Origin of the sequence: Methylobacterium gnaphalii (genome assembly GCF_007992215.1) — a bacterium.
In the GTDB taxonomy this organism is placed as follows: domain Bacteria; phylum Pseudomonadota; class Alphaproteobacteria; order Rhizobiales; family Beijerinckiaceae; genus Methylobacterium; species Methylobacterium gnaphalii.
In genome coordinates this window covers 14736-34216 of record NZ_BJZV01000030.1, presented here as the reverse complement: position 1 = coordinate 34216, position 19481 = coordinate 14736, and the positions used below count along the sequence as shown (strand labels likewise).

At 62.3% G+C, this 19481-nt stretch carries 16 protein-coding genes and 2 pseudogenes; 8 read left to right on the top strand and 10 right to left on the bottom strand.

All coding sequences use genetic code 11. The features are described 5' to 3' along the window. Window positions 1–218 (top strand): annotated as a pseudogene (locus tag MGN01_RS19775) (IS5/IS1182 family transposase); the annotation flags it as partial. Between the two features lie 9 nt (window positions 219–227). Here MGN01_RS19775 and MGN01_RS19770 read toward each other — a convergent pair. Both MGN01_RS19770 and MGN01_RS23950 read right to left on the bottom strand, forming a co-directional pair. Continuing rightward, window positions 228–677: a low affinity iron permease family protein gene (locus MGN01_RS19770; RefSeq protein WP_147048551.1), complete on the bottom strand. Its 450-nt coding sequence runs from the start codon at window positions 675–677 to the stop codon at window positions 228–230. A gap of 248 nt (window positions 678–925) precedes the next feature. Next, window positions 926–1078: a hypothetical protein gene (locus MGN01_RS23950; RefSeq protein WP_174804611.1), complete on the bottom strand. Its 153-nt coding sequence runs from the start codon at window positions 1076–1078 to the stop codon at window positions 926–928. Between the two features lie 94 nt (window positions 1079–1172). On the opposite strand from MGN01_RS23950, the pseudogene MGN01_RS19760 reads away from it, so the two are divergent. The 4 genes and pseudogenes from MGN01_RS19760 (at window position 1173) to MGN01_RS19750 (ending at window position 3942) form a co-directional block, all read left to right on the top strand. Then, a pseudogene (locus tag MGN01_RS19760) lies at window positions 1173–1661 on the top strand (YciE/YciF ferroxidase family protein). Window positions 1662–2116: 455 nt separating this feature from the next. Beyond that, on the top strand, window positions 2117–3025 hold the full coding sequence (locus tag MGN01_RS19755) for a DUF6662 family protein (RefSeq protein ID WP_147048550.1): 909 nt from the start codon (window positions 2117–2119) through the stop codon (window positions 3023–3025). 125 nt (window positions 3026–3150) lie between these two features. Continuing rightward, window positions 3151–3321, top strand: coding sequence for a hypothetical protein (locus MGN01_RS23740; protein ID WP_170246076.1), 171 nt, complete (start codon window positions 3151–3153; stop codon window positions 3319–3321). Window positions 3322–3474: 153 nt separating this feature from the next. Further along, window positions 3475–3942 carry a DUF992 domain-containing protein gene (locus tag MGN01_RS19750; RefSeq protein WP_170246080.1) on the top strand — a complete coding sequence of 156 codons (468 nt, stop codon included), beginning with the start codon at window positions 3475–3477 and terminating at the stop codon, window positions 3940–3942. Between the two features lie 114 nt (window positions 3943–4056). Here MGN01_RS19750 and MGN01_RS19745 read toward each other — a convergent pair whose 3' ends face one another. From MGN01_RS19745 to MGN01_RS19730, 4 genes are all read right to left on the bottom strand, one after another. After that, a complete protein-coding gene (locus MGN01_RS19745) occupies window positions 4057–5658 on the bottom strand; it encodes an ABC transporter substrate-binding protein (protein ID WP_238258212.1) in 1602 nt (533 codons plus the stop codon). Window positions 5659–5676: 18 nt separating this feature from the next. Then, entirely contained in the window at window positions 5677–7971 is a 2295-nt protein-coding gene (locus tag MGN01_RS19740; protein WP_147048547.1) for a sensor histidine kinase, read from the bottom strand. Between the two features lie 453 nt (window positions 7972–8424). Then, entirely contained in the window at window positions 8425–8652 is a 228-nt protein-coding gene (locus tag MGN01_RS19735; RefSeq protein ID WP_147048546.1) for a hypothetical protein, read from the bottom strand. Between the two features lie 235 nt (window positions 8653–8887). Further along, a complete protein-coding gene (locus MGN01_RS19730; protein WP_147048545.1) occupies window positions 8888–9619 on the bottom strand; it encodes a response regulator in 732 nt (243 codons plus the stop codon). 220 nt (window positions 9620–9839) lie between these two features. Between MGN01_RS19730 and MGN01_RS19725 the strand changes: the two genes are divergently transcribed. After that, window positions 9840–11618: an ATP-binding response regulator gene (locus MGN01_RS19725; protein ID WP_147048544.1), complete on the top strand. Its 1779-nt coding sequence runs from the start codon at window positions 9840–9842 to the stop codon at window positions 11616–11618. 22 nt (window positions 11619–11640) lie between these two features. Here MGN01_RS19725 and efeB read toward each other — a convergent pair whose 3' ends face one another. From efeB to MGN01_RS23730, 3 genes are all read right to left on the bottom strand, one after another. After that, window positions 11641–12900 carry an iron uptake transporter deferrochelatase/peroxidase subunit gene (efeB, locus tag MGN01_RS19720; RefSeq protein ID WP_147048543.1) on the bottom strand — a complete coding sequence of 420 codons (1260 nt, stop codon included), beginning with the start codon at window positions 12898–12900 and terminating at the stop codon, window positions 11641–11643. Between the two features lie 115 nt (window positions 12901–13015). Continuing rightward, complete coding sequence (efeO, locus tag MGN01_RS19715; RefSeq protein WP_147048542.1) at window positions 13016–13897, bottom strand: iron uptake system protein EfeO; 882 nt, start codon at window positions 13895–13897, stop codon at window positions 13016–13018. Window positions 13898–14160: 263 nt separating this feature from the next. Then, entirely contained in the window at window positions 14161–14334 is a 174-nt protein-coding gene (locus MGN01_RS23730; protein WP_170246078.1) for a hypothetical protein, read from the bottom strand. Window positions 14335–14580: 246 nt separating this feature from the next. Here MGN01_RS23730 and MGN01_RS19710 point away from each other — a divergent pair, with 246 nt between their 5' ends. Then, window positions 14581–15987 (top strand): sensor histidine kinase, encoded by a 1407-nt coding sequence (locus MGN01_RS19710; RefSeq protein ID WP_147048554.1) that lies wholly within the window; start codon window positions 14581–14583, stop codon window positions 15985–15987. 870 nt (window positions 15988–16857) lie between these two features. Next, complete coding sequence (locus MGN01_RS19705; protein ID WP_147048541.1) at window positions 16858–18555, top strand: methyl-accepting chemotaxis protein; 1698 nt, start codon at window positions 16858–16860, stop codon at window positions 18553–18555. 362 nt (window positions 18556–18917) lie between these two features. On the opposite strand, the gene MGN01_RS19700 is transcribed toward MGN01_RS19705, so the two are convergent. Beyond that, complete coding sequence (locus MGN01_RS19700) at window positions 18918–19439, bottom strand: DedA family protein (RefSeq protein WP_147048540.1); 522 nt, start codon at window positions 19437–19439, stop codon at window positions 18918–18920. Window positions 19440–19481 lie beyond the last annotated feature (42 nt).

The window sequence follows — 19481 nt, the reverse complement described above, 5'->3', positions numbered from 1 at the left end:
CCGAGCAGGGGGCGTGGGCGAATGTGAAGCCGATGCCCAACCGCAAGCGGGTGCCGGCCTTCAGCCCGTTCCTGTACAAGGACCGCAACCTGGTCGAGCGCTTCTTCAACAAGATCAAGCACTTCCGGGCCATCGCCATGCGCTACGACAAGGATCCCGACAACTTCCTGGCCAGCGCCAAGCTCGCAGCCCTGCGGGTCTGGCTAGGAGCTTTATGAGCCCGCGACCTACAGGCCACTCACCCGTTCCGCAGCTTTCTTTGCACGCGCTTTGGCCTGAGCTTCAGCGCGATCAGCCGCGTCCATCGCATCATCGAGGCGCTCCGCCTTTGCGCGTGTCTCACACCGCCGCCGCAACTCGTCCAGCTCCTCCTCAGTCAGATGCTCGACGCCGATGTAGCGATTTTGCGCCGCACTGGCGCGGATTAGCTCATCGAGCATCGCCTGGATCGCGGCGCCGTCCCGGTTTTGAGAGTTCTGGATGAGGAATACCATCAGGAACGTCACGATGGTGGTGCCTGTGTTGATGACCAGCTGCCAGGTTTCAGAGTAACCGAACACCGGACCACAGGCGGCCCAGATGATGACAACGGCCATACCCAAGGCAAATGCTAACGGATGGCCCGCCCATTTGGAGATCTTGCCTGCAAAGGCGGTAAAGGCGCGTGAGGCTGTCATAAAACAGCTACGCCAGAGCCCACCAGACGGTTCCAGATACTGCTGAACCAGGATCAGCCGGAACTGCGTTCGGGAGGCTGCCGTTGTCCGAGTCGTACCGGGAGGATGGCTTCCATGAAGCTGATACCCATTGCCATTGTCAGCACCCTGCTGGGCTCAGCGGCCTTTGCGGCCGAGGGCGTAGGCGCGCCCAGTACCAGCAATTCCTGAACGTCGAACAGCACTGGCCCCAATGACGCCGGCTCCGGTCAGTCACCGGGACCGAAAGCCAGCGGCTCGGCCACGTCCGGCACCAGCGCTTCCGGCACCTCGAACAGCACGGGTGCGAAGGACGCGCGCTCAAGTAAATCTCCCGGCGCCAAACCAAAGCACTGAGCCAGCGGAAGTCCGTCCACAACCATCGTGCCGCCGTTGGAGCCAGACCTCGCCTTGCGGGGTTTCTGGCCTGATCAGCGGCGCTTCAGCCGCCGCCTATCTGCATAGAGGATATTGCCGGTGGCAACGAAGACGAAGTCGCTGAACGACGCGTTCTACGGGACCCTGTAGGACGTCTACTACGCTGAGAAGCAATCGGTGCGCGCCCTTAAAAAGTCCGCCAAGGCGGCCGAGCATGAGGAGTTGCGGCAGGCTTTCGAAACTCACGCCGAGGAAAGCGCAACGCAGGTCGAGCGCCTGCAACAGGTGTTCGAACTCATCGGCAAGTCGGCGCGGGCCAAGACCTGCGAGGCGATGCAGGGCCTGACCTCCGAGATGGAGGAGGACCTGGAGGATTTCGGCGACAGCCCAGCGGCTGATGCCGTGCTGGCGGCCTGTGCCCAAGCGGTCGAGCACTACGAAATCGCGCGCTACGGCACGCTCAAGACCTGAGCGACGCAGCTCGGTTACCAGGATGCCGCCAAGCTACTCGATGAGACCCTGCAGGAAGAGAAACAGACCGACCAGCTGCTTTCCAAGATTGCTGAAAAGATCAACGTCAGCGAGTGATTTTGAATTTCACATTACAGAGGCGCCAATTCGAGGACGCCCCTTACTTTGGGAAAGCAACATCATATCTCTATAGAAGTTAAGTTGTTCAAGTTTCGCGTCATTCCTGCTGCTGTTTAGACTCTGTCCTTGCTGGCCTCTGCGCAGGCGGAAAGCACGTCTGGAGGGCGAGACGACCTTAAGCGGTTCTGTGCAGCCGATTTCTCGACGCATTGTCCCGATGCGGACCTTGGAGGCGCTGAGGCCGAGAAGTGCGCAAGGGCCAGTGAGAAGAGCTTTTCTACGTTGTGCCGCGGGCCATCAAGAGGCACGATGCCACGAACGCCAAGCGGTAGCCGTGCGGGCGGATAATCCGCTTCAGGCCTAAATTTCTGCCAGTGTTGCGCTTTTGACGTAGCCGTTCCACCAGCGACCGGAGACAAGCGAAAGCTTAACCGGGGCGGGAACTGATGCACGTGTTGGAATTAGCGCCCGTACGCATTGCGGCGATCGTCCTGGTTGGTCTCTGCGCGCCCGCGTATGCCGAGGACAAGAGCAGCGAGCAGGACAAGGTCGATACCGAAAACCTGTTTGGCTTCACCGAGGGCACCGATACTGGCAAGAAGGGGGAGCAGGAGGTGATCCTCGACACGATCGGCCGCTTCAGCAAGCGCAGGGCCGGTCCCGGTGGATCGAGCTATACGACGTTCCAACCGCTGCTGAGCTATCAGTACGATCCAACCGACAACTTCACGATCGAGCCGGGCCTGTTCTTCGACACGCACGACGCCCGCAACGTCGCGGGTGTGCCCGACAAGTCGTTCGGCACCTTCAACGGCGGCTCGTTGGAGCTGAAGTACCAGTTTCAGAAGCGCACCAACGACAGCCCCTTCAGCTTCGCCGTGCAGGCCGAGCCGTTCTACGAGCGGGTGCAGCCGATCGAGGGTCAGGGCGCCGACATCTTCAACATGGACACCCGGCTGATCGCCGATGCGCGGCTCATTCCGGACAAGCTTTGGGCGGGAGTGAACCTGATATACGATCCGTCCGTGGCGCGGCTACGCGGCTCAGGCGAGGTGGACCGGTCGTCCACATTGTCCGTGTCTGGCACGCTAATGATGAGGATCACCGACAAGCTCTTCTTCGGTCCGGAGGCCCGCTACATGCGCGCCTATGACGGTGCCTTCCTGAACCGATTTGAGGGGCATGCGGTGTTCCTTGGCCCCGTCCTGAATTATCAGGTTGAGGACAAAGGATTTTTGACGCTGGCCTACTCCACGCAGGTGTTCGGGCACGACCGCGACCCGGATTTCACGGATCATGCATTCGACCTGACCCACTTCGCCCGGCATAACCTACGTATCCGGTTCGGCGCCTCGTTCTGAAGCGCTGTCCCTATCCCTGGCTCAGTCTGCTAAGATGCTTATCCGTCGGAACAATCCAGCTGGTCCGCCCCATTGAAGTGGTCCGCCCTGAGGTATGGCCTGCGAGCCAGGACGAAGACGGACAGATGGGAACGAAGCGGCACAAGCCGGAGGATGTGGTCGCCAAGCTGCGCCAGGCGGACGTGTTGATCGCGCAGGGCCAGCCAGAGTTAGGCGGCAGCGAGCTTGACCGTGCGCTCAAGGTCATCGAGGGCTGCCTCGCCGTGCGCGGGATAGCGGTACATCTCGCCTCTTGATTCATCGGAGCAATTTCGCATTGCCGATGAGTCATATCGTAGCTGCGAAAGGCGACGTAACAATCGACGGAATACGCATGCAACGCTTCCTACGCATTGATGAATCCAACGCTTCGCACCGAGGCGGTTCAGAACAGAACCAGGGGATCATCAATGCGCTCTATTGCTCCCGCCATTCTCGGCATCGCACTTGGCGCCGGAGCGTCCTACGCTCATGCAAACCGCACGGAGGCGGTTGAACAGGTCGTCGGGACGCTCACGTGTGTCACCCGCCCCGAACTCAGCATTGTATTTGGACGCAGTCCGTTCGCCGATTGCGCCTTTATCGCCGAGCGTGGCGACGTCAGGCAGGCGTACCAGGCGGTCCTAAGGGCATCAGACCCGACGCTTCAGGTCGAAGCGGTGCAAAAGATCGTATGGCGGGTCCGGACAAGGGATGGGTCCAGCCGTCCCGCCATGCTGCAAGGTGCTTTCAGGGCAGTCACTGATCCTGCCGATCGCAATCGGTCGATATTTGCCGGCCAATTCGCAGATCTCGAAATCGTCAGTCACTCCAGACGCAGCATCAATGCTTTCGCACGGGGTGCCGCCCGCATCGATCTCGCCGCCGTCGATAATTGACGCCGTGCAGATCAGGGGCAGCGCAAGTGCGTTGGCGCGGCGCGGCGAGACGACCAATTGTCAATGTGGATTGGTGCCTGCCGCGGACCAGCCGCCGCATCTTGGATCCGATGGTCAATCCCGTAGGCGAACGCCCTCGAATAGATGACGACCGAGCGGGTCCATCTGAAAGCCGACGACCTCGCGGCGGGTAGCCATGTAGACTATGCTATGAGCGAGCGGCACCCAGGGCAGTTGGCTGGCGAAGATGGCCTGAGCCTGACGATATAGATCGGTCCGCAAGTCGCGATCGGTCTGACGGCGCGCTTTCTGAACAAGATCGTCGTAGGCGCGGTCGCACCAGCGCGCCAGATTGGCGCCACCGGGTTGCGCAGCCTTGCAGCCGAGCAGCACGTTGAGGAAGTTGTCGGGGTCGCCGTTGTCGCTCGTCCAGCCATAGAGCATCGCGCTCGGTACGCCCTCGTAGATGGCCGTGCGGTAGGCACCCCACTCGCGGGTCGCCAGCCTCACACGCACGCCGATTCTTGCGAGATCGGCCTGGATCATACTCGCCATGCGCTGGCCGTTCGGATTATAGGGACGGCTCACTGGCAGGTACCAGAGTTCAGTCTCGAAGCCATTCGGCAGACCGGCCTCGGCAAGCAGCGCCAGCGCCTGCGTGCGATTGAAGGGAACGTCTGGCAGCGATCCGTCATAGGACCAGAGATCCGGCGGAAGCGGGCCCTTGGCCGTCGTGCCGTCCGGCCCGTAGATCGCCCGGATCAGGACCTGCTTATCAATGGCCATGTTAATGGCCCGTCTTACCCGCGGATCGTCGAACGGCGGCCGGGACGTATTGAAGGCGAGGTAGGCGACGTTCAGCTCGGCGCGCGACAATACGGCCAGATCCGGGTCGCCGGATATCGCCGGGAGATTCGCTGTGGCTGGAAACGCCATGACGTGGCACTCGCCAGACCGCAGCTTGGCCAGTCGCACGGCGGCGTTCGGTGTAATCGAGAAAACCAGGCCATCGACGCCAGCTCGCGCCTCGTGCCGACGCCAGTAACTCAAGAACGGACGATAGCGCAGCGCAATGTTCGGCTGGTGATCGACGAATTCGAACGGCCCCGTCCCGATCGGCGCGGTCGTGAACTCGTCATATGCATTCGCGGAGGCGAGCCGTTCGGCATATTCCGCAGACTCGATACTGGCGAAGGCCTGGGCCAGATTGGCCAGAAAGGTCGTGTCGGCTGCCTTTAGCCGGAACCGGACCCGACGCGCGTCAAGCTTGTCGATCCCCTCCAGGGCGTCAGCGAGGCCGAGATCGTGGAAGTAAGCGAAGCGCGCGCCACGATGAAATGGATGGTCCGGCCTCCACTGCCGAATAAACGAGAAGACCACATCCTCAGCCTCAAGCGCCCGGCTCGGTTCGAAGCGTGAATTGCTGTGAAACTGCACGTCGTCGCGCAGAGTGAAGACATAGGTCCGCCCGTCCTCGGAGACCGTCCAGGATTCGGCGAGCGCCGGACGGATCACCGTCGTGCCGGCTTCGAACTCGACGAGCGTATTGAACATCTGCCACGTCGCGTTCATCGTCGTGGTCGTCGTCGCCAGCGCAGGATCGAGTGTTTCCGGCGCCCCTTCGGAGCAGAAGACGAGCGTGCGGGCCGAGGCCGGCCAAGCCGCAAGCAGGGCCGTCGCGAACAGTGCGGTCAAGGCCGGAATGTGCAGGCGCATCGTCAATCTCATCGTAGCTCAGGCCGAATCCGCGCGCAGCCGTGTCTGATGCGGCGGCTCGCCCACCACGCCCGCTGGAAACTCGATGCGAATCTTAGTGCCCCGGTCGGGCTCGCTTTCGACGCCGATGCGTCCTTTCAGCGTCGCAGTGACGAGGTTGTGCACGATATGCATGCCGAGCCCCGTGCTGCCGCCACCTCGCGCGGTGGTGTAGAACGGGTCGAAGATCCGACCCAGATCAGCGGCAACGATGCCGCGGCCATTGTCCTCGACATCGAGGAGGATGCTGTCGTCCGTTCTTGCGACGACCACGCGGATCAGGCCGGGCCGGCCCACTGCAAACGCGTGGACGACAGCGTTGTTGATTAGGTTCGTCACGACCTGCGCCAGGGCGCCTGGATTGGTCTCGACGCTGAGGTCGAGAGGACAGATCCGCTCGATCCGGTGGCCGCCCCGCCGCAGAAGGGGCTGCAGGCTCGCGAGCAGGTCGTCGAGCCACGTGGAGAGGTTGACACTGCGTCGTTCGTCGCTGACGCGGTCTACGGCCACTTGTTTGAAACCATGGACGAGATCGGCGGCGCGGGCGAGATTGGCGCAGAGCAGTCCGACACCCTCCTCGACCCGTCCGAGAAAGCCTGTGAGGCGCGCCTTTGACAAGGTTCCGCCCAACAGCTGCGAACGGAAACTCCGCGTGTCGTCGCGCACGGACGTGGCGGTGGTGAGCGCAATGCCCAACGGGGTGTTGATCTCGTGCGCGACGCCGGCCACGAGCTGACCGAGCGAGGCGAGCTTCTCCGCGCGCACAAGGTCGTCCTGGGTTCGGCGCAGGTCGTCGAGCGCGGAGTCGGCGCGGTCCTTGGCGCGGCGCAGGGCCGCCTCGCGCCGGGCGATCTCAGACACGAAATGCGCAGTCGCCCGCGCGATGTCGCCGAGTTCGTCACGGCGTCGGGTGCCCGCAACCGGAGCGCCAGCTGGATCGGCAGCGAGCGTCATCATGTCGTCCTGGAGCGCTCGCAGCGGCACGAGGATCGACCGCGCCACGAGGGCTGCAAGGAGAACGCCGACGGTCAGACCGATCGCCGCGCCGGCGAGCAGGAGCCGTTGGAGAAATACGCCCAATCGCTCCGCGTCACCGATGAAGGCGTCGTTGAGCGACCGGGCGCTGTCACGCATTTCGCCAGCGAGCCGGTCCATGGCCTCGATCATTGTGTTCTGGCGGCGCAGGCCGAGGATCGTTGTGGATAACCGCTCGCGCCACCCGACGATGGCCTGCACCATCTCGCTCTGGATGAGGGGCGAGATGGGCAATGCGCGTGCCTCCATGGCAAGACGGTCGCCTTCGCCGAGCATGCCGTTGGCGAGGTCGGGATTCCGATGCTGGAGGGCACCGGTCGTGCGCTGCCCGAGCTTGAGCGTACTGACCGCCACGTTCTGCGTTGCCTGCTCGGCTTCGTTGGCCTGCACTGAATAGGTTAGGAGTTGAGCCATCTCGTCGTGAATCGTCTGCTGGTTCGAGGCGTCGACCTTGAGAAGGCGCTCGGTCCAGTCGGCGAGCCGCTCACCGTAGTTGCTGCCCGTAGCCTCTCGGCCCGTTTCCATCTCCTTGGACAGAACTTCGAGCTCATCGGCATCGCCGCCTCGGCCCTCGGTTCGCAGAACCTCGGCCAAACCGCGGCTCGCCTCGCGAAACTGTCCGAGCTGCAGCGTTTGAGCCTGCGCCCTGTCGCCTCCGCGCGCCCTTTCCAACGCGACCTCGATGGCGCTGCTCCGCACTGCTTGAATGCCGGAGACGATGTCCCGGCTCCTGCGCAGCGACTCGATCTTCTCCGTCAGCGAGTGCACGAGATCGGCATTGGACCCCTGCTGCCGGAGCCTTGCCCGATTGACGAGATCGATTAACGTGCCGGCGCGCCGACCCATATCGGTCGTGCGTGCGTCCGTCGCGCGCGTGATCTTGACGAAGACGTCCATCTGTTCGCCGTAGCGCGCGAGAGCCTCACGCGCCGTGCCGATGCGAGCCGTCTGCTCAGTCGTGCGGGTATACTGCCGCAACCGCTCCAACCCTGCCTCCGCGCGACGGGTCAGGTTGGAGAACTCGTCGGCGAATGTGCCACGTTCTCCTGCCGGAGCTGCGATATATTGGTCGCGCACGCGGCCGATCAGGTCGAGGTCGTGATAGACCTCACTGGCCATGATCGCACCGCCGCGGGCCTTTTCTTCCTGCGACAGCAGTGTCCAGGCCGCCGTGGCGATCGCGGCGGCGATCAGGAAGGGGATGCCACCGACCAGGGCAATCTTAGGACCGACCCGCATCCCCGTTCCACCGAAGCGTCGCGTTCGCGAAATCCGACCCAATGAACGTCGATGCGAGCGCGGTCCAAGCGTCTCGCCCCGACGGATTGCTTCGACGCGAACCGGACGCCACCTGTTTCAGACAGCTCGAAGGGCATGATTGCTCGACTTCGGCCGAGCCGTGCAACGGAAACGCGGCGGCATCAAGTCAGGGCCCAGTCCGATACAGTCGGATGAACCCCGACTTCAAGTGTCAATCCGTGAATAACCTGGGGCGAGCCTCGATCGGTGCGGCTGGACGTGGCCGTGGCAAGCGGTCGGCATTGGCGGTACCGGTGAAGCGATATTCGCGCCTCCAAACAGGTCGCTGGGGGAAACCGCCCGCTGGCCCATGCAGGACCGCGCTCAACTTGGCGAGGTCTTCCGAATGCTCGGCGAGGATGCGTTCGGCATCTTCGGGGAAAGCAGCCATGTTTAGCGTCCCTGCCCAGCGGCCAGAATACGTACCGGCCGTACGACTCCGTGGGCGCCGCACTCGGCAGGGACATAGGGCCAGACGGCATCGCTGCAGGCCGAACGTCCGATGGTGGCCGTGACCGCCTCCCGCGTGGTGACCCCGGCGGGACGCCCGGGATCGACACCATGCATCGTTGCAATGCCGATGATGAGCAGCGCGTTCGCCGCGATGATCGATGCCTTCATGGCGACCCCCTGTCCGGTTTCTGCTGTGTCCGTCGCGGGCAGGTTTAGGGGCCACCGATGTTGCGAAGATTGCTTCGCGGGGTGCTCAGTCGGAGTTTGTGTTGCGTCTGCGTGGGTCGACGCAACAGACCACTTGTCATGCCGGTGGATTTGCCGCCGTGGCCGCCAAGTCGTTCACCAGACAAGCGCGGTTTAAAACTCTTCCGTCGGTGAAACGGATCGACGGCCGCCCGTATCAGTCGCCCTCTGGACGGAAGATGTAGCCGAGGCCGCGGACGGTGCGGATGAAGCGCGGATTGGCAGGATCGGATTCGATCTTCTTGCGGATGCGATTGATTCGCACGTCGATCGCCCGGTCGAAGGCGTCCGGGTCGCGTGCGTCTGCGAGGTCCAGCAGCCGCTCGCGAGACAGCGCGCGTTTCGGATGGTCGACGAACGCCTTCAGTAGGTCGAACTCTGAGCGGGTCAGAACCTGCTCGGCGCCGTCGTCGTCTCGCAGCCGCAGCGCATCGAGCTCGAGCCATTTGGTCCCGAAGCGGATTCGCCGTCCCGTACCGTCGCCAGCAGGCTTCGTCTCTGGTGGCGCAGCCGGTCCGCTTCCAGAACGCCGCAGGACCGACCGGACCCGCGCCACCAATTCGCGGAGTTCGCAGGGTTTGGGCAGGTAATCATCGGCACCGAGTTCGAGCCCGACCACGCGATCGATGGCGCTCGCGGTCGCCGTCAGCATGATGACCGGGATCGCGGTGCGCGCCTTTAGATCGCGCACGATCGAGAGTCCGTCCTCCTCGGGCATGTTGAGGTCGAGGACGATCAAGTCGGGCGTGCTCTCCGCAAGAAGTGCACGAAGGGATCGCCCGCCATCGCACAGCATCACGGCAAAGCCGTGCATGCGCAGGTAGTCGCCAACCATGGCGCGTGCATCGGCCTCGTCGTCGACGACGATGATTGAAGGAAGCGTAGTCATCGGCGGGTGGACAGGAACACGCAGTCGCGGATCGTCTCAAGCATGCTGGCGGAGTCCTATCGACGTCAGAGTCGCGCCGAAACGCCTGTAGTCAATGACGGGACACCGTTTCACCATGATTGCTCAAGAATCAGATTCTACACCCTGTGTCGAGCGTCCGCGCAGGTTTCCGGAGACGTACGCGACATGTGCTTTGGGGCGACACACATTGGGCCGGTCGATGGACGATGATCTGATCACACTCGTCGCCGATGACATCGAAGATGTTCCGGCGCCAAGCAGCGCGTGGGTCGTAGCCGTCATCGACGACGATCCCGCCGTGCATGAGGGCACAAGATACGCCCTTTCCAACTTCATGCTCGACGGACGAGGTCTCGAGATCCTATCGGCGTACTCGGCACGGGAGGCACGCGCCCTCCTTGCGGACCGGCGCGACGTCGCGGTTATCATGCTCGACGTGGTGATGGAAACGGACGACGCCGGTCTCCTGCTCGTCGACTACATTCGCAGAGAGCTCTGCGAGGAAACGGCGCGCATTATTCTGCGCACTGGTCAGCCGGGACAGGCGCCGGAGCGCCGCATCATCGTTGATTACGATATCAACGACTACAAAGCGAAGACCGAGCTAACGGCTGACAAATTATTTACCAGCCTGACCGCATCGTTGCGCGCATTTCAGCAGCTTAAGCGCCTCGACGAGACCCGGCGCGGCCTAGAGATCATCATCGACGCCGCGCCGATGCTGCTCGATCACAAGTCGATGCAGCGGCTGGCAGAGGGAGTCCTGACGCAGGTAGCCTCGCTTCTTAACGTGGCAGTCGCCGGCATCCTCGTCCTGCGTGAGAGCGAGGAGGCGGAGGCGCGCTTCTGTGTACTGGCGGGATCGGGCTGCTACGGCCACTACGTTTCCCGGCAGCCGGCATGGCCGCTTGGGCAGGAAGTCCATCCGCTGGTCGAGAAAGCCTTCGCCGAGCGAAGCCACACCTTCGGCGATCATTGGTCGACCTTGTATGTCCATACGTCCAGCGGAAGCGAGATCGTCGCGCTCATCGAAGCCGACCGCGCCCTGTCCGAGACCGATCGCGCCCTAATCGCCCTGTTCACGAGCCGTCTGTCGATCGCGTTCGACAATGTGATCCTCTATGAGAAGCTCCAACGCGCCAACACCGATCTGGAGCAGCGGGTCATCGAACGGACAGCCGAGCTCATCCGCGCCAACCGCCGGCTGGCGATGCAGCGCTCGGATCTCCGCAGGGCCAACAGCTTCAAAACGGAGATCCTTGGCACCGTCGCCCACGATCTCAAGAATCCGCTCTCGGTCATTCTCGGCCGGGCCGAGATGCTCGCCGACATCATCGAGATCGATGCCACGGCGCCTGAGAAGAGACCGCAGATGCGGGCGCAGGTCGAGCACATCCGTACCAGCACCAAACGGCTAACGGCGATGATCGACAGCCTCATGGCGGACGCCATGAACGACGCCCACGACATCACTCTACGCCGCGAGCCGGTCGACCTTGCTGCGCTCGCCCGCGAGGTCTGCGACGCCAACCGCCCGCTGGCCGGATCAAAGGGTCAGAGCCTAGTGTACGAGGGGCCGGACAATCTCTATCTCTGCGGTGATACCGAGCGCCTGCGGGAGGCACTCGACAACCTCGTCTCTAACGCCGTCAAATACAGCGCGCTCGGGGGTGAAATCCGGATGCGCGTCTCCCGAGAGACGGGCGGACCCGGCGCCGCACAGGGTCCGGAGCTAGTCTGTGCAGTAGCCGACAATGGCCCCGGCCTGTCGCCGGAAGATGCGACCCGCGTGTTCGGGCGCTTCCAGCGCCTCTCCGCGAAGCCTACCGCCGGCGAAGGCTCGACCGGCCTCGGCCTATCGATCGTCCGCCGCATCGCGGAACTTCATGGGGGCCGCGCCACGGCCGAGAGCGACGGGCCAGGACAGGGTGCTGTCTTCGCAGTGCGTTTCCCGGAGGAATCGGTCGCATTGCTCTGAATGCCCGGCGGCGCTGCTCGCATCACACCGCTTCGAGGAGGCTTTGGCCCAGATACCGGCCGGCATCTGGAATTCCAGGAAGAGCGAAGAAATAACCTCCGCCGACCGGCCGGATATATTCCTCAAGCTGCTCACCTGAGAGCCGGTTCTGAACCGTAACGAAGCCTGCGACCAGATCGGCTTGGTAGCAGACGAACAGCAGGCCCATGTCGAGCTGGCCCGAGGCGCTGATACCTTGGGAATAGTTGTAGCTGCGCCGGAGGATCAGATTGTCACGGGTTTCCGGCAGACGTGGATTGGCCAGCCGGATGTGGGCAGCAAGCGAGATGCGTTGGCCGTCCGGGTCTGCCTCATAGCCGGGATCCTCTCGGTCATGTGTCTGACCAAGCGGAGCCCCGCTGCCTTTGTGCCGGCCAATGATTGCCTCCTGCTCGGCGAGGGGGGTGCGGTCCCAGCGCTCGACCATAGTGCGGATGATCCGCACGACTTGATAGGAGCCGCCCACCGTCCAGGCCGGCTCGCCCCGCTCGGGGCCGACCCAGACGTAGCGGTCCATCAATGCGGCATTGCGCGCATCGAGGTTCGCGGTGCCGTCTTTGAAGCCCAACATATTGCGGACGGTGTCGGCACCCATCGTCTTAACGATGTGAGGCGGCAGGAAACCCTCTATCTTCCAGCGCACCGCAGCGAGGCCGGCGGTGTTCTTTATGACGTCGCGGAGAGCATGGATGTTAGTTTCCGCCGTGTTCGAGCAGAGCTGAAGCATCAGATCGCCGTGGCAGCGGGAGGGGTCGAGGGCGTCGTTCTGGAAGCGCTCCATCGCGCCGAGATGGAGGGGACGCCGCGTGGCGAGGCCGAAACGGTAGTCGAACAGACTCGCGCCGACCGATAGCGTTGCAGTGAGATTGTCGGGAAAGACCACCGGCCCAAGAATGCCGGAGCCGCGCGGGGGCAATTGCGGATTCGTCGCTGGCGGCTCGCCACCCTTGGTGAGGAAGCCTAGGCGTTCGGTGACGATGCGCAGAAGCCGCTCGAGTTCGATCGGTCGCTCGGCGAGGACGTCGAAGGCGCAATACAGCGCGGCGGCCGGCTGTGCCGTGACGATGCCTGACTGATGCAGGCCGAAGAACGGCTGCGCCTCAAGCGTCCCGTCGCTGCCCGCGCTCGGCGTTCTGTCGTCCGCCCCGGCGTAGCCGGCGAAGCTCGTCGCGCCGAGTACTCCGAGGACATGGCGGCGTGACAGCTTGATCTGGCCTGGTAGGTGGCGAGAGCGGTTGGTCATGGGGCAAATCTGTCGAAGAAGTCGAAACACTCGTCACCATCACCGAGAAAAAAAGGCTCCAGGGCGACAGCGTGACGATATCTCGCGCCGAAAAAGGACTTGAGACATCGCAATCTCAATCCAAGTTCAGCCGTGCGCGCAGGGTAGAGAGATCTTCGGCCAACAGAGTGATCGGCCCCTTAAGCGCGTTCCGGTCGCGGGAGGTCAGGCGGTCGTACGGCGCAAAGTCGCCGGCGGCACGATAGCGGGAGAGCACGTCCTCGACGCGGCGGTAGTTGCGATCCACGCGGGCGACGAACTCCTGATCCTGTTCCAGGAGGGGCCTCAGCAGCACGAAGATCGCCTTCGAGCCCTCGATGTTGCCTTGGAAATCCCACAAGTCCGTGCGGCTGTAGCGCTCCTCTTCACCGCTGATCTTGGTGGCCGCGATGCTCTCGATCAGCGCGGATGCTCCTCCGACCATCCTTGTGGGCGAGATCGGCGTCGCGAGGATCCGCTGCTGCAGTTCCGTGCTGTCGCTGGCCAACCGCTCGGCGATCTCGGCAAGGCCCGCCGTGGTCCCTTCCGCAAACAGGCTCATCTCCAAACGGTGAAAGCCGATGAAGGCGGGGTCGCGCTCACGCAGTTCGAATTCGTCGGCCCGTACATCCATGCGTTTGACAATGTCGCCGAACAGCGCGGCCACCGGTTCAATGCGCTCGTAGGGCTGGCGGGCGTAGGCATAGAGTGACTTGGCCTCGGCTAGGCGTCCAGTCTTTACCGCATCGACGAACGCCCGCGTCCGCCGCACGAACTCGTCCGCCTGGGTCACGACGTAGGTCCTGCAAGCGTCCAGGGCAGCGGAGAGGTCTGGCGAAAGTTGACCCCGCGGATGCGAAGACGTGTCCTTCGCGAGAGGGGCAACAGAATCCGCCGCGGCAGCAATCTGGGCGTGCGACCCCAGGCAGGCGACGAGCCCGGCGAAGATGAGCGTCCGCGACAGCCACGAAGCGCTCATAACTCTCGCCTGTTGCGTAGACCCCCAGGGCAAACCCGTTTTCCGTCGAGACTGAACAGATAGCGGCGCGGAGGGCCGATAGTCCTGACTTACCAGATGACCGAACAGCCATCACCTGCTAAGTGCCACGCTCAACAGTCGATGCAAGTCCCACTCCGGCGTACTTGTTCCGCCTCACCGGATTCGAGAGAGAACACAGCGATGGGCAGCGCGCAGGCTAGCAGGAAATTCGCGACGATGACGAAGGCTACCATGACGTTGCATCACGCTAGGTAGGCATTTGCGGCGTCCACGCCGAGGGTCGGCCGGGAACGGGCCCCATCAACATCGCGCGGCATGTCTAGAAATGCCGGCTGCGGATTGACGAGAGACTGGAACTGAGCCGATCCCACCATCAGGCCACCGGCTACGAACAGGCGAACCAGAAGTTCGAGCATTGTCTTCCCCTCGAGCGATCTTGTTGATGTTGCTGGGGAGGCTTCTAGAAGCGCTGCATTTCGCCGTTGTTGCGAGAAATGTTTCTCGGGCAGCGTCGCGAGGATCAGTTCCGCACGGTCGATGGCATCCCCGACGCCACGGTTGCTCTGGTCTCTGGCCGCGTGCGATTTCTGCGAACGGCGAAAGCCATCCGCGACTGCCAGTTTTTCGAAGTACGCTAGGGCCGTGACATCTCATCGATTATGATGCGAAGAACTTTGATCAAGCTCGGGCTGCGCTTCGAAGATGCCTACGACGAACGCCGGTTCGTGAGGCAGTTCACTCTCGACGATCTGGGCCGGACCCAGGGCGCGATGGTGCTTGGGGCCTTTGTTTATTGCGCCTTCGGCGTCTGGGACTGGATTCTCGATCCGACACATTGGACTACGACGTTTGCCATCCGGCTCACGGTGACCACGGTAGCGTTGCTTCCGCTGACCGCCGTGCTGTCCAATGTGCGGGCACAGACTCATGCAGAGATCATCTATCTCGCCTACTGCATTATTCCGGGCTGCGTCCTCTCGTTCATCTATCTGTTGCTTGTCTCAGGCTTCAACCACGCCGCCGCGGGAACCATTATCGTCATCCTGTTCGTCTCGACTCTGCTGCCGCTGCGCGTCCTGTCACTATTGGCATTTTGCGTATCGACTTGGATCTGCTTCGCCGTCTGCCAGTCCATGTCCGTGGACGATCGTGCCGGCCTACACTTCGTAAATAATTTCGAGATCGGCATGTCGTACGCTCTGGCCCTTTATGCCGTCGGTGCGCGTGAGATTCGAGCGCGCCACCAATTCCAAACGACGCGAGCACTTCAGCGCGAGAAGGAACGGTCCGAGGCCGCGCTAACCGACCTCACGAATGCTCAGACCCATCTCGTACAAGCCGAGAAGCTAGCCTCGCTCGGGCAGCTGGTTGCAGGCGTCGCACACGAGGTGAACACGCCGATCGGTCTCGCGCTTACCACGTCGACGGCGCTTGAAGCGGATATCAAGCATTTTGCACGGATCGTCAAAACGGGCCAAATCCGCCGATCGGATCTCACACAGATCATCGGGCATCTCGAAGAAGGAACGCGCCTACTGTTTTCCAATCTGACGCGCGCGGCCGATCTCGTGCAGAACTTCAAGCAGGTGGCGATCGACCAGACAAACGAAGCGCGGCGGACTTTCGAGCTGCAGAGTTGGTTGCAGGAACTGATGAGTACCCTGGGCCCTCTACTGCGCAGGAAAGGTCATGAAGTCTCGATTTCATGCGAGCCGGGGATAATGCTGGATTCCTATCCTGGGTCTTTAGCCCAAGTCATCAGCAACCTCGCACTGAATGCGATTATACACGGCTTCGCAGACGGTCGAGCCGGAAAGCTTGAACTTTCAGCGGCGCGTGTTGCAGACGACAAATTACGCATCGTTTTCAGTGACAACGGCGACGGCATTTCCGATGAAAATCTATCTAAGGTGTTCGACCCGTTCTTCACTACTCGGCGAGGCGAAGGAAGCACCGGATTGGGCCTGCATATTGTTTTTAACCTCGTTTCAGCAACTCTGAATGGTGAGATCGAAATGAAAAGCAGTGTTGATCAAGGGACGGAATTCATTATATATTTACCGATTTAATAATATAATGACGCAAACAGGTTTAGTATTATACATTTATCATTGCCATAATTGAATTCGCTTTTATGACAATTTGGCTAAGTTATGATACGATTTATGATATTGCCAGAAGATGTTTGTTCATAATAATTTTTCGTCCTCGTTTGAGCCGATCATTTTCATTATTTCATGACGAACATCAAACGACCATTTTTCAGCTCGGGCATGTGAAATCGGTTCGGAAGATATCAGCTCGAACTGGACATCTTCCGTCTGTCATTACGTCCGCTTCTGAGTGGAGGGTCGGCTGCCGAGAACGACCGAGACGGGCGTGAAGCTGCCAGCACCTCGCCGAAACGGACGTCTGCTTTCGGGGACTGCGTCGGCTTACGTAAACGACGTGGTTGAGTCGCGAGCAGCCATTGCGACCGGTAACAAGAGTCAGGTTTTGACCAACAGTGCGCCCTGCATCGCGGCGAGGGGCGATCCGGATTGACCGCCATTCACAAGCTTGCGACAGATCTTGTGTTGACCCCAAAATCAACGAGACCACACCGCCCGCCCGGTTCGTCGCGGCGGGTTTTTTCGGAGCGGCTTAGTCGTCGCGGGACGAGAGGTAATCAAAACCTGGCAGCTGATAAACAATAGATTGCAAATCACCTTTCCAATGCCATGCGAGCGGTGCTCGAAACTTCTCGCAATTGATGACAACACGGTCGCCGCGCCGATGCCGCAGGCGGTGCTTGCACCTCATGGCGACTTTCTTCTTAACAGCACCGTTTATGCGAACTTATAGATAAGACTCTGTTAAAGCGGTGATGAGATCATTACCGTCATTCGTCAGCCTAGAGAAGGTGGGCGATATTCTCACGCCCCTGCGGTACATATCTGATGGCTTGGTTCAACAATCTGCGGCTGCTTGGAAAACTTGCGTTTCCGGCTTTTCTCGTTGCGATAGTGGCCGGCGCGATCGTCATGCTTGCGCGTGACAAGATCGCAGTGCTGGAGAACAACACCCAGCAGGTCGTCGATGTAAATGCTGCTCGGGCAATTCTTGGGCTTCAGATGGCGCTTGCCGTGGACGAAGCTGTCATTGCCGAAAAGAACATCATCATCGAGACCGAGGACGCGGTTCTCGCCGCGCAGAATGCGACCTTCCAGAAGGCTAGACAGAAAGCCTTCACCTCTGTCGATCGCCTCATCGCACTCGCAGACGACGAGGTGCGACGGTCAACCAACGAGGGCGTCAAAGAGGTGCTCACATCCTTCTTCGCCCTCGGTGAGCGCTCCGTCGCGCTCGGCCTGAAGAACCAGAATGAGCAGGCCGCCAGGATCTCGGAGATGGAAGTCCGCCCGGCCCGCCTCAAAGCGCAGGAAGCGATCGAAAAACGCGTCGAATCAAGCTTGCGTAACCTCGAAGCTGCTAAGGACCATGCCCGTGAGGTCGCTGAGACCGCTTCGCTGACGCTCACGAGTGTCGCCACCGTTGGACTTTTGGTTGCCTTCGGCCTCCTCGGCCTGATCGTCGTGACGGGCGTGATCCGTCCGATGGGCCGGCTGGCGTCGGCGCTGCAGCGGATAGCGCGGGGCGCGATCGACGCCGACATCGCCGAGGCCCAGCGCGGGGATGAGATCGGGCAGATCGGCAGGGCCGTCGAGGGCATCAAGGCGATGGTGGCGCAGAAAGCCGCTGAGCAAGCTGAGATCAAGCGCATCGCCGACGCGGCGGCCGCGAGCGAGCGCCGCCACACGATGATCGAGCTCGCCGATGGGTTCGAGCGGGCGGTGGGCGGCATCGTGGGTCTGGTCTCGGCCTCGGCTACGGAGCTGCAGGCCACCGCTGGCGCCATGTCGGCCACTGCGGCCGAGACGGCGAACCAGTCGACAACGGTAGCGGCGGCGGCTGAGGAGGCAGCCTCAAACGTCACAACGGTAGCCGCTGCAGCGGAAGAGCTCGGGGCCTCGGTGGAGGAGATCGGCCGCCAAGTCAGCGCCTCGGCCGGTATGGCACAGGTCGCAGTGAGCGAGGCGGACCAGAGTGCAGCCCTGGTACAGGAGCTCAGCACTGCGGTCGCCAGGATCGGAGACGTGGTCACCCTGATCTCGTCGATCGCAGGCCAGACCAACCTACTGGCGCTCAACGCAACCATAGAGGCGGCGCGCGCCGGCGAGGCGGGGCGGGGCTTCGCGGTGGTCGCTAGCGAGGTCAAGGAGCTCGCCTCCCAAACCGCCAAAGCAACGGAGGAAATTTCCGGCCAGATCACGCAGATCCAGAGCGCCACCGGCCAGACGGTGGCGGCGATCGCCTCAATCGCGGGCCGCATCCGGGAGATCAACGCGGTGGCCACCACAATCGCGGCGGCGGTGGAGGAGCAGGGCGCGGCAACGCAGGAGATCGTGCGCAACGTAACGCAGGCCGCCGTTGGCACGTCCGAGGTGACGAGCAACATCGCGGGCGTGGCGGGCGCCTCCGAGGAAGCGGGCGCGGCCGCCTCCCAGGTGCTGACCTCGGCCTCGGAGCTGTCGCGCCAGTCTGAGCATCTCAATGCTGAGGTTATACGCTTCCTCGCCACTGTGCGGGCAGCCTGACTTCGCTTAAGCGGCGAAAAGCCCCGACCGCCCGGGCAGTCAGGGCTCTGGTCGTCGGGGCCGCTCACCTGGACGGCGGCGCAGCTCCTCGCCGTTCATCTTAAAGACGGGACGCTTCGCATTGATTGCTGCGGCGCCCTGCTGATCAGCGGGCGCAAGGCAACCGCTGCTGAGCCAAAGTGCATCCGCTTCGGGGATCTGACCTTCTATTGGGACGTGCCGGCAAGCTGCGGGGCGTGCCGATCTGGGCGCTGGAGGAGGTGGCTTAGTCCGCGAACGCCGCCACGATGTAGGCGATCGCCCCACGCTCTCTCACGTCTACGATCGCGGTCTCGTTGATGCGGTCGGAGTTCGCGCCCGTCTTAGCCGCGGTACCAGGACATCAGGCCCGCACCGGGCGCGATCAGGATGAACGCCCAGGCCAACGCCGAGGCAACATTCGCGGCCTGGAAAGGCAGGCGGCGCACGCCGAAGAAGCCCGCCACCAGGGGGATGACGGCCCGGATCGGTCCGAAGAAGCGCCCGAGCGCCACCGCGCCCGCACCCCAGCGACCGCAGAAGGCCTCGGCGCGCGCCACCGCTGTGGGGTAGCGCCGCATCGGCCACATCCGCTTGGCGTCGTCCTTGAAATAGTGGCCGAACTCGTAGGAGATCCAGTCGCCCAGCGCCGCACCGAGCGCCGCGCAGAGCACCACCGGCCAGAACGGGACATCGGCGGCCGCGATCATAGGGCCGAGTGCCAGCAGGATGACGGTGGCGGGGACAAGGAAGGACAGGAAGGCCACGGACTCGCAGAAGGCGAGTACTCCCGCTATCAGCGGCGTCCAGGCCTTATGAGCCTCGATGAAGTCTAGCGCCCACTGTCGGATTGCGTCGAAGTCCATGCTCGGGTTCCTGGGCTGACGGAGTAAGGCTCACCGGACCGG